The 19,534-nt window shown below is 56.8% G+C and carries 20 protein-coding genes; 12 read left to right on the forward strand and 8 right to left on the reverse strand.

Annotation, left to right across the window (positions count from 1 at the left end; translation table 11 throughout):
• Positions 1 to 180: 180 nt before the first annotated feature.
• Complete coding sequence (locus DSM3645_RS01685; protein ID WP_002650250.1) at positions 181 to 2,664, reverse strand: sodium-translocating pyrophosphatase; 2,484 nt, start codon at positions 2,662 to 2,664, stop codon at positions 181 to 183.
• Positions 2,665 to 3,128: 464 nt separating this feature from the next.
• Between DSM3645_RS01685 and DSM3645_RS30790 the strand changes: the two genes are divergently transcribed.
• Positions 3,129 to 3,998 (forward strand): hypothetical protein, encoded by an 870-nt coding sequence (locus DSM3645_RS30790; RefSeq protein WP_002650251.1) that lies wholly within the window; start codon positions 3,129 to 3,131, stop codon positions 3,996 to 3,998.
• Positions 3,999 to 4,355: 357 nt separating this feature from the next.
• Positions 4,356 to 5,231, forward strand: coding sequence for a hypothetical protein (locus DSM3645_RS31595; protein WP_002650252.1), 876 nt, complete (start codon positions 4,356 to 4,358; stop codon positions 5,229 to 5,231).
• An 89-nt stretch (positions 5,232 to 5,320) separates the two neighbouring features.
• Here the strand turns inward: DSM3645_RS31595 and DSM3645_RS01700 are convergent, their stop codons facing one another.
• Both DSM3645_RS01700 and trxA read right to left on the reverse strand, forming a co-directional pair.
• Complete coding sequence (locus tag DSM3645_RS01700) at positions 5,321 to 6,625, reverse strand: hypothetical protein (RefSeq protein ID WP_131282105.1); 1,305 nt, start codon at positions 6,623 to 6,625, stop codon at positions 5,321 to 5,323.
• Between the two features lie 198 nt (positions 6,626 to 6,823).
• The gene (trxA, locus tag DSM3645_RS01705) at positions 6,824 to 7,144 is read right to left on the reverse strand and encodes a thioredoxin (RefSeq protein WP_002650254.1); all 321 of its coding nucleotides are present in this window, start codon (positions 7,142 to 7,144) and stop codon (positions 6,824 to 6,826) included.
• Positions 7,145 to 7,344: 200 nt separating this feature from the next.
• Here trxA and arsC point away from each other — a divergent pair, with 200 nt between their 5' ends.
• From arsC to DSM3645_RS01750, 10 genes are all read left to right on the forward strand, one after another.
• The gene (gene arsC / locus DSM3645_RS01710; protein WP_002650255.1) at positions 7,345 to 7,689 is read left to right on the forward strand and encodes an arsenate reductase (glutaredoxin); all 345 of its coding nucleotides are present in this window, start codon (positions 7,345 to 7,347) and stop codon (positions 7,687 to 7,689) included.
• A 174-nt stretch (positions 7,690 to 7,863) separates the two neighbouring features.
• Positions 7,864 to 8,778, forward strand: coding sequence for a PSP1 domain-containing protein (locus tag DSM3645_RS01715; protein WP_002650256.1), 915 nt, complete (start codon positions 7,864 to 7,866; stop codon positions 8,776 to 8,778).
• Positions 8,779 to 8,857: 79 nt separating this feature from the next.
• Complete coding sequence (locus tag DSM3645_RS01720; RefSeq protein WP_002650257.1) at positions 8,858 to 9,355, forward strand: Minf_1886 family protein; 498 nt, start codon at positions 8,858 to 8,860, stop codon at positions 9,353 to 9,355.
• Positions 9,352 to 9,519, forward strand: a complete 168-nt coding sequence (locus DSM3645_RS30355) for a hypothetical protein (RefSeq protein ID WP_002650258.1) — start codon at positions 9,352 to 9,354, stop codon at positions 9,517 to 9,519. Before DSM3645_RS01720 ends, DSM3645_RS30355 begins: the two co-directional genes overlap by 4 nt.
• Before the next feature lie 438 nt (positions 9,520 to 9,957).
• Positions 9,958 to 10,101, forward strand: coding sequence for a hypothetical protein (locus tag DSM3645_RS30360; protein WP_002650260.1), 144 nt, complete (start codon positions 9,958 to 9,960; stop codon positions 10,099 to 10,101).
• A gap of 389 nt (positions 10,102 to 10,490) precedes the next feature.
• A complete protein-coding gene (locus tag DSM3645_RS01730) occupies positions 10,491 to 10,778 on the forward strand; it encodes a co-chaperone GroES (RefSeq protein WP_040351987.1) in 288 nt (95 codons plus the stop codon).
• A gap of 166 nt (positions 10,779 to 10,944) precedes the next feature.
• Positions 10,945 to 12,075: a prenyltransferase/squalene oxidase repeat-containing protein gene (locus DSM3645_RS01735; protein ID WP_002650262.1), complete on the forward strand. Its 1,131-nt coding sequence runs from the start codon at positions 10,945 to 10,947 to the stop codon at positions 12,073 to 12,075.
• 131 nt (positions 12,076 to 12,206) lie between these two features.
• Positions 12,207 to 12,908, forward strand: a complete 702-nt coding sequence (locus DSM3645_RS27520) for a TNT domain-containing protein (protein ID WP_050769280.1) — start codon at positions 12,207 to 12,209, stop codon at positions 12,906 to 12,908.
• 150 nt (positions 12,909 to 13,058) lie between these two features.
• The gene (locus DSM3645_RS01745) at positions 13,059 to 14,036 is read left to right on the forward strand and encodes a PstS family phosphate ABC transporter substrate-binding protein (protein ID WP_002650264.1); all 978 of its coding nucleotides are present in this window, start codon (positions 13,059 to 13,061) and stop codon (positions 14,034 to 14,036) included.
• Positions 14,037 to 14,119: 83 nt separating this feature from the next.
• Entirely contained in the window at positions 14,120 to 14,506 is a 387-nt protein-coding gene (locus tag DSM3645_RS01750; RefSeq protein WP_002650265.1) for a hypothetical protein, read from the forward strand.
• Positions 14,507 to 14,568: 62 nt separating this feature from the next.
• Here DSM3645_RS01750 and DSM3645_RS01755 read toward each other — a convergent pair whose 3' ends face one another.
• The 5 genes from DSM3645_RS01755 to DSM3645_RS01770 all read right to left on the reverse strand — a co-directional run bounded on the left by DSM3645_RS01755 (position 14,569) and on the right by DSM3645_RS01770 (position 19,411).
• Entirely contained in the window at positions 14,569 to 16,341 is a 1,773-nt protein-coding gene (locus DSM3645_RS01755) for an SLC13 family permease (protein ID WP_002650266.1), read from the reverse strand.
• A gap of 323 nt (positions 16,342 to 16,664) precedes the next feature.
• Positions 16,665 to 17,405, reverse strand: coding sequence for a hypothetical protein (locus DSM3645_RS01760; protein WP_002650267.1), 741 nt, complete (start codon positions 17,403 to 17,405; stop codon positions 16,665 to 16,667).
• A 209-nt stretch (positions 17,406 to 17,614) separates the two neighbouring features.
• A complete protein-coding gene (locus tag DSM3645_RS30365) occupies positions 17,615 to 18,007 on the reverse strand; it encodes a hypothetical protein (protein WP_002650269.1) in 393 nt (130 codons plus the stop codon).
• 13 nt (positions 18,008 to 18,020) lie between these two features.
• Positions 18,021 to 18,596, reverse strand: coding sequence for an SMC-Scp complex subunit ScpB (gene scpB, locus DSM3645_RS27530; protein WP_002650270.1), 576 nt, complete (start codon positions 18,594 to 18,596; stop codon positions 18,021 to 18,023).
• 212 nt (positions 18,597 to 18,808) lie between these two features.
• On the reverse strand, positions 18,809 to 19,411 hold the full coding sequence (locus DSM3645_RS01770; protein ID WP_002650271.1) for a hypothetical protein: 603 nt from the start codon (positions 19,409 to 19,411) through the stop codon (positions 18,809 to 18,811).
• Between the last annotated feature and the right edge of the window lie 123 nt (positions 19,412 to 19,534).

The raw sequence follows: 19,534 nt of genomic DNA on the forward strand, positions 1-19,534 counted from the left end.
TAGATGGAAACAATTGCGCTACGGCTTTTCGCGCCGCAGATCGAGCACCCAATCTTCGCGGTTGGGCGCCGTGTAGGTCAATGTCGAAGTATCCCCAGGCAAGTCAACCGGCGGACCAAACCGGAGAGTTCGAGGATATTAAGCCAGCGAGCGATGATCGAGTTTTGCCCGCGAATTGCCCTAAAACACGCCCAGCGCCAACAAGCTATAGCGAACAACGAACCCAGCTCCGACAACGCTGACCATGCTCATCAGCTTGATCAGAATGTTCAAACTGGGTCCGCTGGTATCTTTGAAGGGATCGCCGACCGTGTCGCCGACCACCGCCGCTTTATGTGCGTCAGAACCTTTGCCGCCGTGGGCGCCGGCTTCGATATACTTCTTGGCGTTGTCCCACGCGCCGCCAGAGTTGGCCATAAAGATCGCCAGGCAAAAACCAGTCGTTAACGTGCCGACCAACAAACCAAGCACGCCGCCGACTCCTAGCAAAAAGCCGATCACAATCGGCGTCGCCAGACCAAGCACCGACGGCAACACCATCTCCCACTGCGCGGCCTTGGTGCTGATCTCGACCGGCGATGCGTAGTCAGGCAATTCGCTGCCGTCCATGATGCCTGGCTTTTCGCGAAACTGGCGACGGACTTCTTCGACCATCCCTTTCGCCGCGCGGCCGACCGCTTTCATCGTCAGCGCACAAAAGACGAAGGTCGCCATCGCGCCGACGAATAGCCCGCCCAGCACCTTGGGATTCATCAAGTTCGCTTCGTAATAGTTGGTGAAATCGATCAACGTCGCCGTGTGGATCGGCAACAGCTCGATATCACGGCCAACCATGTTGAGATGGAGATGCCCGTCGGTGGTCTCTGCTTGGATCATGTCGACCGGAATCTTGACGGGGCCGCGCGAGAAGTCGAGTTTGTCCCAAGCTTCGACGACGCGTTTGTCGCGGCGATCGCCTGGCAACGACAAGAAGCCGTGGACATGCTCTTGTTCGTCTTCGACTGTTTTGTAGATGATGAAGCCGCTCGAGACGCGATAGGGCTGATCGCTGTCGATGACGTGAGCCAGGTTGTCGCCCCAGCGCTCAAATCCGATCCGCACTTCTTCAACATAGGCGGCCAACAGCGCCAGCGCCGTTAATGCAGCCGAACCAATCGCGAAACCTTTGCCGGTCGCGGCGGTCGTGTTTCCTAGACTATCGAGCGCATCGGTCCGCTCGCGCACGATCGCTTCCAGGCCTGACATTTCGGCGTTGCCGCCGGCGTTGTCGGCGATCGGTCCATAGGCGTCGGTCGCCAGCGTTATGCCCAGCGTGCTGAGCATGCCGACCGCGGCGATGCCCACGCCGTAGAGACCCAACGAAAAGTAATCAGGATCCGAAAATCGCCAGCCGTTCGCCGCGCCAAAAGCGACCAGCGTCGCGACGGCGATCACCAGCACCGGCGCCCAGACCGACATCATGCCGTCAGCGATTCCGCCGATAATGATCGTCGCCGGCCCGGTCAGCGCTTGATCGGCGAGTTTTTTGGTCGGTTCAAATTCGTCGCTGGTCGAGTACTCGGTCCATTTGCCGATCAGCCAACCGGCCGCCAGGCCGGTGAAGATGCTCAGCGCGACGCCGGGAACATACCAATAAACGGCGCCGTCGACTTTCGGCATTAGCCACATCGAAAGCAAGATCGCCGCCAACGCGACCATCCCGGTCGAGAAGTTGATTCCACGTCCTAGCGCGGCCAGTAGATTTTTCTGCGTCGCTCCTTCTTCGGTCCGCACCATATAGACGCCGGCGATCGACAACACGATCCCCGCGGCGGCCAGCGCCAAAGGCAAAAACAACGCGTAAAACTGGGCCGTTGGAACATCCAAATGAGCGGCCGCGGCCAACGTGGGCGAACTGAACGCCGCGACGCCGAGTGCGGCGGTCGCCAACAGCGATCCGCAATACGACTCGTACAAGTCTGCGCCCATCCCGGCGACGTCGCCGACGTTATCCCCCACATTGTCCGCGATGGAAGCCGGGTTGCGGGGATCATCTTCGGGGATCCCTTGCTCGACTTTGCCAACCAGATCCGCGCCCACGTCCGCCGCTTTGGTAAAGATGCCGCCGCCGACGCGCGCAAACAGCGCCTGGCAACTCGCGCCCATTCCAAAGCAAAGCATCGTGACCGTCACGTCGACCAGGTTGAGTTGAAACACCCAACGCAACACCGCAAACCAAATCGTAATATCCAGCAGCCCCAGGCCGACCACGGTCAGTCCCATCACCGCGCCGCTACGAAACGCGACCTGCAAACCTTGATTGAGCGAGATGCGTGCGCCGGCCGACGTTCGACTGCTGGCCGCCGTCGCGGTTTTCATCCCGATCCAACCGGCCAGACCGCTAAAGAAACCGCCGGTGACAAACGCAAACGGCACCCATACGCTTTGCGCTTGAAAGACGTACGAGAGGAGCGAAAGCAATGCAAAGATAACGATAAAAAAATAGGCGACGATCCGATATTGCTGCGTCAGGTAAGCGTTGGCTCCTTCACGAACAAAGCCAGCGATCTCTTGCATTCGCTCGTTGCCGGGATCGGACCTGAGCATTTGCATGAAAAAGACGTAGGCCTGAGCCAACGCGGCGAGAGCCGCAAGCAAGACCAGAAACCAAATCAGAACCTGCATGGCGAAGCTACCTTCCTTGAAACTGCCTCGAATGGGGGCCAACTCCAGCCGTCGGTCGAGAAACAGCCCCTGGCGAAGCTTCGCCGGTGCGCAGAAAAAGCGGGCAAGTCTCAAGACGGATAATCACGCTGCACAGCCAACTTATAGGGGGTGATAGCAACCCGATTATCAGCTTTGTGGCGGAATCATAAAGGCTAAATTTCAAAAAAGCGGGTAAGTTCTTCCCTCGATTTTTTTTCGGTGAAGGAAAAAAGCAGACGGTCAATCGTCACAATAGGCGATTCGAGCGATATTCCGTGGTTCGGTCGAGATTTGCGTGCAATTCATTAGGAGCTTCTCTACCGATCGACTAGTGTGAGGACTCACGGAAATTCCATAGCGACGCCGCAAGCGCTGCCAATTGGCCGTTCGTGCGCTGCCGCTCGTCTATTTTCTTACTCAAGACTCCGCTAAGGAATTTCACCATGAAGGTGCAGTTGGTCCAACGTTTGGCGATGACGCTCGCCCTCATCGCGTCCCTCACTTTTTCGGTTCGCGCGATTGCTGCGGACGACGCTACCGGCCGTTTCGCCGATGCGGAAGAAGTGAACATGTTCCAAGGGATCAAAGATGGCGTCCTCGATGTAAAGTTCATTCCGATGAACGCGGAGAAGGGGACCTTCATCATTACCAATAAAACAGCCAAGAAACTGAAGGTCGAAATGCCTTCGGCATTCGCCGGCGTTCCGTTGGCTCAGTTCGGCGGCGGTGGTGGTGGATTTGGCGGCGGCCAAGGTGGCGGCGGCGGCGGCGGATTTGGCGGCGGCCAAGGAGGCGGCGGCGGTAACCAAGGCGCTGGCGGCGGCGGCGGTGGATTTGGCGGCGGCCAAGGCGGCGGTGGTGGTGGATTCGGCGGCGGCCAAGGCGGCGGCGGCGGCGGCGGGTTTTTCAACCTGATGCCCGAAAAGACCCAAAAAGTGAAGTACGAAGGGGTTTGTCTGGATCATGGTCTGGAAGATCCGAATCCGAAAATTCCGTACGAAGTCGTGCCGATCGAACAATACACCACCAAGCCGGGAGTCGGCACACTGCTGCATATGCTCGGCAGCGGTAAGATCGATCAACGCGTCGCTCAAGCGACCGCTTGGCATCTGAATAATGACATGAGTTGGGAAGAACTGGCCGCCAAGTCGATCAAGCATCTCGACGGCCGAGTCGAACCTTACTTCTCACGCAAAGAGATCGTCACCGCGATGCAGGCGACGCAGTTTGTCGAGAAGTACGAAGCCGAGATGAAACAAAAAGCGAAAACGGCCCCATCGAGCGGCGAAAGCTTCTCGACCAGCGTTGAGTAGTTTCCCTTCTCTGGCGAATCCTAAACCGATTGCAAAAAGCCTGACCGTTACGGTCAGGCTTTTTTATTTCTTGGCCGTCCCTCCGAGTTGGGGAGGGGCACCGGTTCCCCTTCTGTAAGTTCGCCTACGAAACATATGCCGCCTCTCGGGGGGTCGATGCGCGTTTCGCGCACTATTCGCCAGTTGAGGGAGATTTCTGCCGCAAATCGCTTGGACGGCGTTCATTTCTCGATTAGTCTAAAAATTCATGAAGTCCCAGAGCGACCTCGTGCGTGCGAGCGCTCCATAGAGACAGTTCGAAAGCGAACTCGTCTTCATCTCTAATCGATTAGGCGCCGCAGTCAGGAGCTCTCTCTTATGAAGGTGCGATTGTTTCAACGATTGGCCGCTTCGCTGGCCCTCTTAGCCACCCTTGCTTTTTCTTTTCCTGCCGCGGCTGACGATAACGCGTCAGGACGTTTTGCAGACGCCGAAGAAGTGAACATGTTCAAAGCGATCGAAGATGGCGTAATCGACGTCAAATTCATCCCGATGAACTCGGAAAAGGGAACCTTTATCATCACGAACAAGACGACCAAGAAGCTGCGGGTCGAAATGCCTGCCGCGTTTGCCGGGGTTCCGCTCGCGCAATTTGGCGGCGGTGGATTCGGTGGTAACGGCGGCGGCGGCGGCTTCGGCGGCAATCAAGGGGGCGGCGGCTTCGGCGGCGGTGGCGGCGGCGGTAACCAAGGCTTCGGCGGCGGCGGCGGCGGATTCGGCGGCAATCAAGGGGGCGGCGGCGGAGGCGGCTTTGGCGGCGGCAACAACGGCGGCGGCGGCGGTTTCTTCAACGTGATGCCCGAAAAGACCCAAAAAGTGAAAGTGGACGGCGTCTGCTTGGATCATGGACTGGAAGATCCTAATCCGAAAATTCCGTACGACGTCAAGCCGATTGATCAATACACGACCAAGCCCGGCGTCGCGACTCTGTTGCACATGCTCGGCAGCGGCAAGATCGATCAACGCGTTGCGCAGGCGACCGCTTGGCACCTGAACAACGATATGAGCTGGGAAGAGTTGGCCGGAAAAACGATCCATCATCTCGATGGCCGGTCCGAGTCTTACTTTTCGCGGAAAGAGATCAATACCGCGATGCAGGCGTCCGCATTTGTCGTCAAATACGAAACGGAAATGAAACAGCAACCGGAGCCGAGCGATTCGCTCAGCAGCCGCGTTTCGACCGACGCTCGCTAGTCAACAACGCAGCAAAGAGAGAGTCTGGCCCAAGATGGTCAGGCTCTCTTCGTTTCTTGGGCGCCTGGAACGCGCTCGGTGACAGACCTCTAGGCGCTGGCTCGCATCTTTTGCGAGTGTCCCCGTTCGGCGGCCGCGAGACGAGCGGCCTGTTTTTCGAGATCTTCGTGCCGTACCGAGAGCCATTGCTGGAAGCGGCGATATTCTTCGGCGATCTCGGTGCGACGTTCCTCGAGTCGAGCGAGCAACTCTTTCACTTCGTTCTCGCGACGTCGCCAAATTCCAGCGGCGTCTTCATGCGACTGGCGAATCTTGACTCGCAACTCCGCCGTGCGTCGCGTCAGTTCGGCGGTTGGCGTTTGTCGCATCAATTCGGGCCAAAGTTCGGCGACGACCAGTTGCGACTCAAGCGCTTCGCGATGTTTTTCCCGCAGTTCCCGTTCAATCTGTTCGACCGCCGCATGCCGTTGTTCCAGCCGTGATTGACGCTCGTCCAATTGCGCGGCCAGCTGAATCAATTCGGTCTCGCCGCGCCGACGGACTTTCTCTTGCAGTTCGCGTTGTCGCAATACTTCCGCTTCCCATTGTTCGCGCTCCCGAGCCAGATCGGCCTGCCCGCGCGTGTAGACCAGCGCGTCGCCGGCCTGGCTTCGCTGGGCGTCGGCAAGTTGGGAGGCGATTTCATCGAGTTCGATTTTTCGCGCTTCGAGAGCCGCGTGACGATCTTCCAGTTGCCGCTCACGTTCGTGGAGCTGGGTCGAAAATTTCTCGATCGCCGCTTGCTGGGCTTTGACTTCGGCTAGTTTGCGATCGACGGCGCGGCGCTCGGCGGTCGACTTCTCTTCAAGCGACTCTTGCGTAATCCGCAACTGCGAAGCGCTTTTCGCCAAGCGCGCGTCTTCACGCTTCTGTGCTCCGCGCGTTTGTTCGAGTTTGCCGGCTTGCTGGTCAAGCTTGATGACTTGCGATTCCAACTCGTTTTGCCGATCATTCAGCGCGGCGTCGCGCTGATCCAGCTCGCGGTCGCGGCGATCGAGCAGTTTGGTCCGTTCGGCCAGCGCGGCCGCTTGTTGTTCGACGCCGAGTCGCGCGATCCTGGTTTCGTTATCAATCGCGGCCAGTTGCGACTGCAATTGCGCCTCGCGGCGTTCTAATTCGGCGCGCTGCTCGCGGAGGATCGCCGCAAGCTCTTCCAGATGGCGACGCTGGGCCGGCGATAGTTCGCTCGGCTCCAGTTTGGCGACGATGTCGTCTTCAATGTTTTCGGCAGCCGGCGAAGAACCTGCGGCGACACTAGGGACATGCGGTCCATCAACGCGCAGCGCATCGACCGGCTTCTTTTCGGCCGTCGGCGAAAGCGTCGGATTCTGTTTTGTTTTGCGCTGAGTTGCCATGTCGCGATCGACGAGTTTGCTAGCGTTACAACCGGAAAAGTTCACCGCTCTTGTTTCGTCATCGGCAAAGACCCTCGTCGACATTCAACTTGGTTCGTCTTGGTAAACTATTGCGCATAAAAAAAGGGAGACCAAAGTCTCCCTTTTCTCTTTTTTGCTATCGTTGCTGTCGTTATCGATCAGTGCCGGCAAGCCCCATTAGCCTTTGGCGCTGTCGATTGCTTCTTGCAGTTTCGATTTCGGCTGCACGCCCATGAACTGCGAAACGACTTCGCCGTCTTTGAAGATCATGACCGTGGGAATGCTCTGGATTCCGTATTTGCGAGCCAGACTCGGGTTCTGATCGGTATCGACCTTGCCGACCTTGGCGCCGCTTTCGTATTCCTGGCTTAGTTGATCGATGACCGGAGCGAGTTGACGGCAGGGGCCGCACCAGGGCGCCCAAAAGTCAACGAGAACCGGCTCGGTCGACTGCAGTACTTCCGTCTCGAAATTTGCTTCGTTAAATTCCTTCGCCATGGCGAATCATCTCCACAACCGTAAAATGTCTCATTAAAAAGCGCCAACGATCCAGGCGCTTCTGGTTTTGCTGGCAGAAACCGCTCAATTATAGGTGGGGGTGAGGGGGTGTCAACGAACCCGACCCTCTCACCAAACCCTCCTCAAGCCGCTTTTGACCTGCTCTACCGCGTCTGCGGTGTTACTTATTAGGATGCTCTATGGCCGCCCAGGTTACGATCTATCACAATCCCCGCTGCCAAAAGAGCCGGCAAACGCTCCAACTGTTGCGCTCGCATGGGGTTGAGCCCCAGGTCGTCGAGTATCTGAAGACGCCGCCCGATGCACAGACGCTAGCAAAATTGGTGAAACAGCTGGGGGGGCAAGCAAGCGATCTGGTCCGCGATAAAGATTGGAGAAAGCTCGGATTGCCGCAACTCGAGGATCCTCAGCAGATCTTCCAGACATTGGCGGAACGCCCTGAGCTGATCGAGCGTCCGATTGTTGTCTGCGGCGGAAAGGCGCGACTCGGCCGTCCCCCCGAGAATGTCCTGGAATTGCTGTAGTTCTACGGCGGTTTCTCGCCCCGCGGTTCTCGCATTCCCCTGTCCGCAACGGCTATAGTAGACTTGTCCTCCTGCTTTTCGCTAAGCGACTCGCTTGGCGCCCATCGACGAAAACCTGCGAGAGTCGATGACGATACCGTCACCGGCGCTTATCCATAAACATAGAAACGACTCATGGCTGATTACGTGGTCCGTTACGGGTCGATGCGTCTGCTCGGCGTATTCTCGGCTCGAGCGAAAGACGAGTTTCAACGGGACGAGTCGGTCATCGTGCGCACCAAGCGCGGTCTGGAACATGGCGCGGTCCTTTGCCTGGCGACCGATCAGGCAGTCGAAATGCTTCCCGATCCGACGCGCGGCCATATCTTGCGCGGGATGACGGCCGAAGACGAAGGCGAAATCACGCACCTGCGCGAGAACGCATCGCGCGAGTTTGACCTGTGCCGCAAGTTTGTCGAGCAGCTGAAGTTGGAAATGCAGTTGGTCGATATCGAGCATCTGTTCGGCGGCGAGCGGATCGTGATTTATTACCTGGCCGAAAATCGGGTCGACTTTCGCGATCTGGTCAAACTGCTCGCGGCCGAGTTTCATACCCGAATCGAAATGCGACAGATCGGCGTCCGCGACGAAGCGAAGCTGCTGGCCGACTACGGCGACTGCGGCAAGCCCGTTTGTTGCAACACGCATTTGTCCGAGATGCCGCCGGTCTCGATGAAGATGGCCAAGCTGCAAAAAGCGACGCTCGATCCGACGAAGATCAGCGGGCGTTGCGGCCGCCTAAAATGTTGTCTTCGTTACGAGTACGATACGTACGAAGAGTTGCAGCGCGAATTGCCGCCGATCGGCTCCGAAGTCGTGACCCGCGATGGTCGCGGCAAAGTGATCAATCAAGAGATCCTCGCCAGCCAGGTGCTGTTGCGAATGGAAGACAATCGCACGATTCTGGTCGACGCTGCGGAAGTATTGTCGGTGGTGAAAGCGGCGCCTCCGCAATCCAAAAAGCGCCGAAAACCAGACCGCAACGAAAATTCCTCGCAAAATAAAAGTAGCGAGCCGCCGTCAGCCGATGATGCTCCTGCGTCTCCCTAATACGGATGTTCCCGCGTTCCAATCAAGGTCGCTCATCCTCCCAATCCATGCTCCACATTTCGCCCAGCTAGCGTACGACATGACAGACGAAACTTATTCCGACTTTATGCGGATGTTGAAAGAGGATCCGCGATTTAAGCTGGAAGCGTACCAGTTTGTACGCGAAGCATTGTCGTTCGGTCAGAACCTCTTCGAATTGGAAGATGATGACGATGACGAAGAGGAGCTCGACCTCGACGAAGAAATGATTCTGGACGAAGAAGAGTTCGATGACGACGAAGAAGATGACATCGAATGGAGCGAACCGGAACGTCACCTGACTGGGCAAATGCTGTGCGAAGCGATTCGCAACTTCGCCCAGCAGCAATATGGCTTGATGGCCAAGACGGTGCTCAACAGTTGGGGAATCGAGACGACAGGGCACTTTGGCGATATCGTCTATAACCTGATCGAAATCGGCATGATGAAAAAGTCGCCGCAAGATCGCCGCGAAGACTTTGACGATGTCTACGATTTCGACGCGGCGTTTGTCCGCGATTTTCGCATTGAAGTCTCGGAGGAATCTTCGCCGCGATGAAACGTTCGTCCTCGAAATCAAAGTCGCCATCGCTCCCCCCGTCGCCGTACATGCTGCCGACCTCGGATCCGCCGGTCAAACGACCGGCGGCGCTCCGCTGGATGTTGGCGCTGTTGGCCGCTTGGCTGATGTTTCTCGTCGCGATGGCGTCGGATCGGCTTTGATAGCAGATGGTGGGCCATGATAGCTCTGCTATCACCGGCCGACGAAGTTGGTAAGAAGCATCGTGCCGGTATCGCACCCAAACCGGTGGGGCTCTTTCGGTTGGAACTCGCAAAGTTCCATTCACTGCCTAGCAGAAACGGATGCGTCCTCGGGCTACGCCGCCGCGATAGCGCAGCTATCGCGACCACCCGAAAAGGATTGCGACTTCTCAATCGCGGCTAAAGGCGCAAAAAAGAAGCCGCCTTCGAACGCGCAGGGAAGCACGCTCCAAGGCGGCATTCGATGCAGTCGGCCACGCGAACCAAAGGCTGGATGGGCCCTTTTTGACGTCCGCAGCAAGTGCTCGCTTGAAATTGACGCTTCGGATCGATCCAGTAGGAGGATCCATTTCGAGCGCGAACTAGCCGAGATTCGCCACAATTATCGAAGAAGGGAACATGTGGCTGCGACAATACGCCGCAGATGGACGAATCGCGATCAATCAAGCGAGCAGTAAACCGACTGCTCGTGGTGGTACGACGTTTCTCCGTCGTCCCGACGGCAATATCGCGCATCCCTTCGCGTCAACTCACTATGACTAGGCTCTCTCGCTACAAGACATTTTTGTCCAGCGGCGAAAAAGCCGAACGTGACGCATTTTTTTGAGAGGGGTCTTTGACGGTGCGACCTCTAAATCGCCGATCTTAGAATCGCCATTTTAGAATCACAGTCGTCAAAACTGGTGCTTCCAGAAACGTCAACCTAGCGAAACGTCCAGCAAAGTTCAAGCAAAAACCATGAGATTATATCCATCCTGGGGGTATTTCTCTCGACTTGATGCGAGCGTGGTCGCATGCCAGAATCGTGGCTTGCCTCTTTTAACGCGCAAGCCACTTTTTGTGCTGCGTCGATCCATGCAGGTGGATCGGAAAGAGACTCGCGAGAGAAGATCGATCGCGACTTTGCGCCTTGTATGGAGTTCAATCCAAAGATGAAGATCGTTCCCCTTGGTGATAACCTGGTGGTGAAACGTCTCGACGCCGAAGAGACGACCGCCGGCGGCATTGTGCTACCCACCGCTGCTCAAGAGAAACCCAAGCAAGGACGCGTACTGAGCGTCGGCGATGGGCGACTGTTGGTCGACGGCAAACGGGCGCCGCACGACGTCAAAGAAGGGGATCGCGTCTTGTTCTCCTCCTGGGCAGGAACCGAGATCAAAGTTGGAGATCAAGAACTGTTGATCATGAGCGAAGCCGAAATTTTGGCCGTGCTCGAATAATCGCTACAAATAGAACTTGCTGGCCTCCTCGGCCAGCGGTCCTAGAATGGAAGCATCCCACCGAAAAATCGGGGTGGCAGGCCAGTAAAGTGCTAACGCCGGTTTCCGAGCGGATCCATAGCAGGATCCGCTCTTAGGTACTTTCATTCCAGAAGAGGAAATCTTGATGCTTGCTCTTTTCACGCTCCGCAAAGGCCTCCTTGGTCGGGCACTAGCGTTTGCTGCGCTAGTCGCATTTACGTCGCCTATCCTGGCCGCCGACGACGATCGCGCCGCCTATGACAAAGCGATCACTTCGGCTGTTAATTTTCTGACTGCTCAACAAAACGAAGATGGTTCGTTCAGCGACGCTGCGCCGATCGGCGTCACCGGCCTGTGCGCAGCCGGAATTCTCGAACATGGCCGCACCGCTGATGATCCGGTGGTGAAGAAGGCCCTGACCTTCCTCGAATCAAACATCAAGGAAGATGGCGGCATCTACGGCGAAGGAAGCAACCACAAAAATTACGAGACCTCGCTGTCGGTCCTCGCCTTCGCGGCGGCCAACAAAGATGGTCGCTACGACAAGCTGCTCGCCGGTACTGACAAGTTCCTCAAAGGAATTCAGTGGGACGCCAGCGAAGAAAAGGAAGAATCGGATCCGTTTTACGGCGGCGCCGGATACGGCGGTCACAAACGACCTGACCTGTCGAACACCGCATTCATGATGGAAGCGCTGAAAGCGACCGGAACCGGCCCCGATGATGAAGCGATGAAAAAGGCGCTCATCTTCGTCTCGCGCTGTCAGAACCTAGAGTCGGAACATAACACGTCGGAGTTTCCGGCCAAAAACCCTGACGGCGGTTTCTACTACACCATCGCCGCAGGCGGCAGCAGCCAAGCCGGCGAAACACCCAACGGCGGACTGCGTAGCTATGCGTCGATGACCTACGCCGGTCTGAAGAGCATGATCTACGCCGGTCTCGACAAAGATGATGAGCGCGTCAAAGCGGCCGTCGCCTGGTTGGGCAAGCATTACACGCTGGACGAAAATCCCGGCATGGGCCAACAAGGATTGTTCTACTTCTACGTCACTTGCGCCAAAGCGCTCGACGCACTGGGCGATGAAGAGTTTGTCACCGCCGACGGAACCAAGCATCCATGGCGCGCCGAACTGCGAGCCGAACTGCTCGGACGTCAACAAAAGGACGGCAGCTGGGTCAACGAAACGACTCGCTGGATGGAAGGCAATCCGCAACTGGTCACCGGCTATACGCTGCTGGCGATCAAATATGCCCAGCCGACCGCAGCCAAGTAAGATCTCTTGCCGCTTACGAAAAGCTCAAAGCATGCCAAGACGATCTTGGCATGCTTTTTTGTGCGCCCACCTCTTCGGTTCGCTAAGATCATAGCTTGTTCAAAGGCCCGACGACCACGAGACCCGAATCGATGACTCACTTGCCGCGAGCGTTTACTCGACAATGCTTCGCCGTTGTCGCCTGTCTGTTGGCGCTCGGCGCCGGCTGTCAGCGACCGACCGACGGCTCTGCGGATCCCAATCGCCCCCACACTTCCACACTTACCGACCAGTGGAAGAATCCCAACGGCTCTATTCGTTGGCCTCCCAATGAAGGGTTTGCAGGCAAGCCCCAAGAAGTGAAGATCGCGATCGGCGTCCAGTTGGAACGTTACGGCTATCCCGGCGGCTCGTTCGTAGCGCCGCTCGGAGAACCCGCGCCGGAACTTTCGATGGCGCCCGGCACGATCGACAAGCCGTATCATGTTTACAAAGTGCTGAAACCGCTGCCGGCGCTGGAAGGGAAAGCGGCGCCCTGGTTTGATCAGCCCGGCGGCGGCGTGCAGTACGACCTGGTCAAGTCGATCGAACACTGGCTTGAACGCGGCTATCTCGAGCAGGTAAAGCAAACGATGAATCTGGAAGAATTGGCGAAAAAATTGGAAGCGAGCAACGTACCGGACGACATGGTTTCGCTGGTCGGCGGGCTCCCCAACGAAGCGCATTGCATCGAACAATGGGCCGATGGAACGTGGCGCACCTATTACAGCGAGCGCGGGCGACGCTCTGGGCTCAAGACCTTTGAGACCGAAGAAGCGGCGTGTGAGGATTTGTATCGCACGGTGGTGAAATGACCGTCAATCCGATTCACCGCTCAACTTCACGAATCGCTTCGTTCATCGAATCTTTATCTACATCCGATAGATTCATTCTGATCGGCGCTTGGGGTGATATCGCCCTTCGGTAATGCGCCAGCGGGTAACTTCTTTTCCAAGGAGCATTCGATGATAACTCGCTGTTCGATCTTTCTGTTGACCGCATTACTGCTTCTGGCCGCGACACAATTGACATTCGCCCAAGCGGCAGTCGACGCGAAGCTTCCCAAGTACAGAGACGTGCAAGGCATCGCCGGCACGATCAGCAGCAAGGGTTCGGACACGATGAACAATCTTATGTCATTGTGGGCTGACAAATTTGAAGATATCTACCCCAACGTCAAAGTCGAGATCGAAGGGAAAGGGTCGTCGACGGCGCCCGATGCGCTAACCAAGGGAACCGCGATGTTCGGTCCCATGAGTCGCCCGATGAAAAAGTCCGAGATCGATGCGTTCGAAAAGCGTTACCAATACAAACCGACGCAGCTAGGAACCTCGGTCGATATGCTAGCGGTGTTTGTTCACAACAACAATCCAATCTCGGGTCTCACGTTCGAGCAATTGGACGGTATTTTCTCGAGCACGAGAAAAGGGGGTTCCGACGAAATCACGACTTGGGGACAGCTTGGCCTGAAGGGGAATTTAGCCGGTGAAAGAATCAGTCTCTACGGTCGCAACGCAGCGTCAGGCACCTATGGCTATTTCAAAGAGAAGGCCCTCTTTGAAGGCGACTATCGCGACACGGTGCAAGAACAACCCGGCAGCGCCGCCGTAGTGCAATCGGTCGCCAATGACCTAGCCGGCATCGGCTACAGCGGAATCGGCTATAAGATCAACGGCGTCCGCACCGTTCCGCTAGCGAAAGAAGGAAACAAATTTGTTGCGCCCACGCTTGAAAACGTCAGCAGCTATCCGCTGTCGCGGTACCTATTGATCGGCGTCAATTTCGACGGAAAATCGCTCCCTCCGCTGCAGCGAGAGTTCATCAAGTTCATCTACAGCCAAGAGGGACAAGTCGAAGTGATCAAAGACGGCTATCTTCCGTTGAACGCTGTCCAAGCGAAGGAACAGCTGAAGTTTGTGAAGCTCTCGTTCGCCGATTATTGAGCAAAAGGGCCGCGGATTCCTCTCTAGGAGCATTCCCTAGCTCAGCGTTATCCTGGTGGTGTTCCACGAAACAGGAGAATCCGATGCGAATCCTCTTTTCAATTTTGCTTTTGCTAGCAACGTTCGCCAACGCCGACGCGGCCGATCGTTACTGGCGCAAACCAGATCAGCTATCGCTGCCGGAAGTCTCGAAACGGCTCTGGCAAAAATCGGTCCCCGGCCCAACCAATGGTCGCTATCGGCAGCATACCGACTATGAGAGTCTCGTATTGATGTATAAGTACCCGCCGCGATGGCCGGAAGTCTGGGGGACCACCATCGTTGGAGACGAAGAGCGCTTTTTGGGAGTAGGCCAACCGCCGATCAAACTTGGTAGAGTAACGCCGCGGATTATTATTACAGTAGCGCCGCGGATTGTTATTCAACCAGAAGAGGAAGAAGAACTGAGCTTGGATGATTTGGCGGACTAGCGCCGTTGGATAATTCACCTGGGGACCAGCGCTTCGCCAGGCCAAGGCCCGACCTACTCTGCTTAGAAGGGCCAAATCCACGGAATCAAGATCACGGCAATCACCCCCAACAAGATATTCAGCGGGGCGCCCACTTTCAAAAAGTCGCCGAAGCGATAGCCGCCGGGGCCGTAGACCAGCATGTTGGTTTGGTAGCCGATCGGCGTCATGAAACTGGCCGACGCCGCCAACGCGAGCGCCATCAGAAAAGGGCGAGGGCTCACGTCGCTCAGCTCGGCAATCTTCAAGCAAACCGGAAACATCAGCACTGCGACTGCGTTGTTAGTGATCAGTTCGGTCAGGATCGAGACGGTGATGTAAACGGCCGCCAGCGCGACGATCGGCCCGGCGCCTTCGGTCGCGCTGACCAACGTTTCCGCGATCGCCATGGCGGCGCCTGACTTTTCCATCGCAACGCCGATTCCAAACGCGGCGGCAATCGTGATCAACACTTGCCATTCAATGCTCCGTCGCGCTTCGCCGGCCGAGATGCAGCCGGCGTAAACCATCGCCGCGGCGACCAAAGCGGCGGCGACATTCGTAGAGATCCAACCGGTCGTCATCACAACGATCAATGCGACGAACAGCGGCAGCGCGATCCAAGCGCGATGTCTTCGCAAGGGGCGCCACTGCTGGACGTCGCTGACCAGATAAAACGCCGGATCATTACGATGAGCCCTGGCAAAGTGAGAAGGCGTTTGCAGCAACAAGGTATCGCCTGGCTGCAGGACGATATCACCCACTTTTCGTTCGATGCGACGACCGGCGCGATGCACGGCTAACACGGCGGCGCCATAAGCGGCGCGGAAGTCGGCGTCGCGAATACTGCGACCGACCAAGCGGGAATTGGCCGAGACCACCACTTCGCACATTTGTCGCTTGGTCAACTCGCGGGCCGACAGGTCGGCCGCTTTGTCGACTGGCGCGAGACCGTCGATCTGCTGCAATTGCACGACGCTGGAAACGATCCCGGTGAACACCAGCTGATCACCGGCTCGCAACTTTTCCTGCGGATCGACCGGCGAGACGATGTCGCCGCCGCGATCGATCTCGATCAAAAAGAGTCCCGGTAAGTGACGCAGACCGGCCGCTTCGATCGTTTTGCCGGCTAGGCGACTTTCGGCCGGTACCTGCATTTCGACCAAGTACTCGCGCCGCGATTCGCCAAACTGTTCCATCGTTTCCACGCGCTGGGGCAATAAGCGTCGCCCGATCGTCAGCAGATAGATCACGCCGACCACCGCATAGGGAAGCCCGACCATACCGATCTCGAACAAACCCATCCCCGGCATCCCCGCTTTGATCATCAATCCATGGACAACCAAGTTGGTCGACGTGCCGATCAACGTGCAGGTACCGCCGAGGATCGCGAGAAACGACAGTGGAATCAACAGCTTTGAGGGCGCAACGCTGCGACGGCGGCACCAATCGAGCGTGATCGGCAAAAACATCGCAACGATCGGCGTGTTGTTCAAGAAGGCCGAAGCAGGGATCACGATCGCCGCTAAGCGAGTCAACACGCTACGTTCGGACTGGGCGCCGTTTAATAAGCGCTGTCCGACAAAGTCGAGGACGCCGGTCTCGCGCAAACCGGCGGCGACCACAAACAAGAAGGCGACCGTCAACATGCCGGCGTTGGAGAACCCGTCAAACGCGTCGGCCGGAGTGATCACGCCGGTCAGCGCCAACAGCGCCGCAGCCGACAACAGCGCCACGTCGGGCGGCGACCAGTTTTTCACGATCGCGACAAACGCTACCAGGACAACTCCCAACGTGAGCCAAGCGGCGGGTTCCACGATCAGACCTCAAAGCGGAAACGAACGGTCAAGAAACAAAGCAAGGCTGAGACAGCGGTCCCAGCCTATCCGGATTTCACAGGTTGCAGCTGTTATCGCTAACCATGCGCAAATTCTGCCCAGACGGAGACCGCCGGCGGACAACAACAGAGCGTGATGAGAAATGGGTGCGACATGCTGCGTTCTATCGGAATGCGAAGCGGGCGAAGATCGAGAAGTTCGCCCACGGCGTTAAGCTTTGCCAACGGGAAGGGGACAGCTAGCAGCAGCTGCAGGTTCACCTAGGGGAAAATCTTCATCTGCGTCGGCCCCGTGGTAACCCGTCAGTTGCTGTCCGCGAGATCTTTCACGCTGACGATCTTCAACCGTCCGTGGGGATTGTGCATGGGACTCTGCGCGTCGAAGTCGTCGCTGGTCTTGGCGACGACCTGAAAACGGGGCCCTTGTTCATCGGCAAACAGATGGCCTACTTCGACCGGTTTAATTTCGTCGCAAATGTAACGCATGATCTCAATGATCGTGTCGCCTTGCTCATCGATGTCGGCGGCGTTCATCAGCAGGTCTGCAAATCCCATGGTTTGCATCCCCAGCGTATAGGTCGTTCCCGGACCGCGAACGATAGAAACAAACGCGAAACTCATCGCATCGCCGCTTCCATCTTCGGTCATTTTGATCCAATCTTTTCCGCCGTGGGCCAGTGCGCTGTTATCCACAAACACTCCGGCGCCGCCGGCTTGCACGATCGCGGCGGCGGCTTGCATCATCACCTGCGCTGCTTCTAATGAGCCGCCGGGCCCGCTCAAACCGATGTTGACCGTGTAACGAGAAATCAGCGCGCGCTCTTCACTGGTAGGAGTATGCCGGCAAGAGGATTGAAAGATCTGGACAAACTGGTCATCCGCCGGCATCGGAAAGAATTCGATCTGCGTACCATCGGGCAAGGACAGCGTTTCCGGCGTCATATGAAATCCAGCCGGCAAACGTTGCAGAAGCTCGCCTGGATCGGACCAAGCCCCAGGAATCCGCAACGTGATGGTGAGAGAGTGATCGTCAGTCGCATTCATCGTTCATTCGCCTCAGGCATTGCGTTTTGGAGTTTGAACCGGCCTCTATTTTGCTGGTCGCAATCGTAACATCCATGAGGCGCGACGGCCAATTTTTGACATTCGAGCAACGATTCCACGAAAAACGGCCTCGGCGAAATCGCCAAGGCCGTTTGTTTTACTGGTAAGTAAGCGAGCGGACGGGAAGTCCAGAGAGTGACTAAGCGAGATTACTCTTCGCTGTCGTCCCACTCTTCTCCTTCCTCTTCATCATCTTCGTCGTCCTCATACTCGTCTTCGTCTTCGTACTCGTCGTCCTCGTATTCTTCTTCTTCATCATCCTCGTCGGCGTCATCGTCTTCGACTTCTTCCCACTCGGTCTCTTCGTCGTCGTCTTCGTATTCCTCGTCGTCGTCTTCTTCCTCGTCGTCCTCTACTTCTTCATACTCTTCATCGTCGTCTTCTTCCTCTTCCCACTCTTCATCGTCTTCTTCGTATTCTTCATCCTCGACATCGTCATCTTCCTCGTCTTCGATCGGCGCTTGCGCAAGCGGGTGCGCTAGAGTCAGCGACAATTCCTCTTCCGCGGTGCGAGAAACTTCGGGAAAAAGCGTGATCGACACGTTAAGCTCCTTTTCACTCCGCACGGCCTTCGGCCGTCGATTCAATATTGGGTGTTTTAGTTTCGTCGGTATTCCAATCCCCAATCGGACGGCGAAAGTCGTCCGCTCGAGGCAAATCGTCTAAATTCCGTAACCCAAACATACGCAGGAATGATCGGGTTGTGGAGTACAGGTAAGGTCGTCCCAGCTCTTCGCTTCGTCCACTGATTTTCACCAGGTCGCGATCCATCAATTGACGAAGCATTTCTCCGCAATTCACGCCACGGATCGCTTCGACGTCAGCCCGTAAAACAGGCTGCCGATAAGCGACGACCGCTAGCGTCTCCATTGCTGGCGAGCTGAGCCCGGACGCAACCGGTTGATTTCCTAATCGGCGAATCCAGTCAGCGAACTTGGGTCGCGTCATCAACTGAAAGCCGCCGGCCGACTGTTCAACGCGAAAAGCGCGATGCGCCGCGTCATACAGGCGATTTAGGAAACGGATTAGTGTACGAGCTTCGGTTCCGTCCGCCAAGTTGGCGAGTTGGGCTAATTTGCGGCTGGAAAGGGGTTCTCGCGCCAAAAACAAAATCGCTTCCAAACGCTGCATCCGCGAATCGCGAAATTTGCTTTCGGATTTCTTCGCAGGAGCAGTCCGGCGTTTTATTCGGCTTCCAGGGCGATGGTTCTTGCGGATTTTCGGCGGCCAGGCCGAAGTTGCGCCGCTTACAAGTCGACGCCGATGCGTTTGAAGTCGAAGTCGAGTAGGCATTGCGGGGATTTTGGCCAAACCGAGAGAAGGACAAACGACTGGTCGCTATTCTAGCGAGATTGCGAATCATCGCGAGATTTCAGCTCATCATGCCAATCGCGGAGCAAATCAAGCGTCTTTTGCATCGCGTCGATCGGGTGCTGGGCGGTCGCCTCAAACCGTTTTGACTCTTCCTTGCCGGCGACCCGCACTTTCGCCATACAGTGAAAGCGGTAGACCCGCGGTTTCTCACCCCAGGCTTCGAGCCGATAGTAGGAAGCCCCCATTTGCTGCAATTGCTGCTCTAATTCGCTGGACCGCTGTGATAAAATGCCATCGAGGGCCTTCCCTAAGGTGGGGCCGTGCTCATCAAAAACCGGGACGATTTTGTCGGAACCGGGGGATGGGCCCGCTTCGGCGAACGGATCTTCGGCCAACGGAAACGCAGGATCACGGCGGATCGGTTCTTCGCGCAGCGGAGTGCGAACTTGCGGCTTGCCGAGATGTTTATCCGACGTGTCGCTGGTCACCCCGGGAGCAGGTTTCGGCGGCTGAAACGCGGCGACGACGCGCTGCAAACCATCCGGCGCAAGCGCCGCGGCAGGCAAAAATATTAAGAACGCCAGCATCACCAATGATCGCAATGTGACGGACGCCGAAGACTCGTGACTCACGTATTTTCTATCCTCTACAATTCTGGACGCAGCGCAAAATCTTAGGAGGATGGGCGTTACGCGAGAATACGTTTTTCCGCCGAGACGCCGTTTTTTTCCTGTTTCCGTACCCCTGATTTGTTC

This window comes from Blastopirellula marina DSM 3645 (assembly GCF_000153105.1).
Lineage (GTDB): Bacteria > Planctomycetota > Planctomycetia > Pirellulales > Pirellulaceae > Blastopirellula > Blastopirellula marina.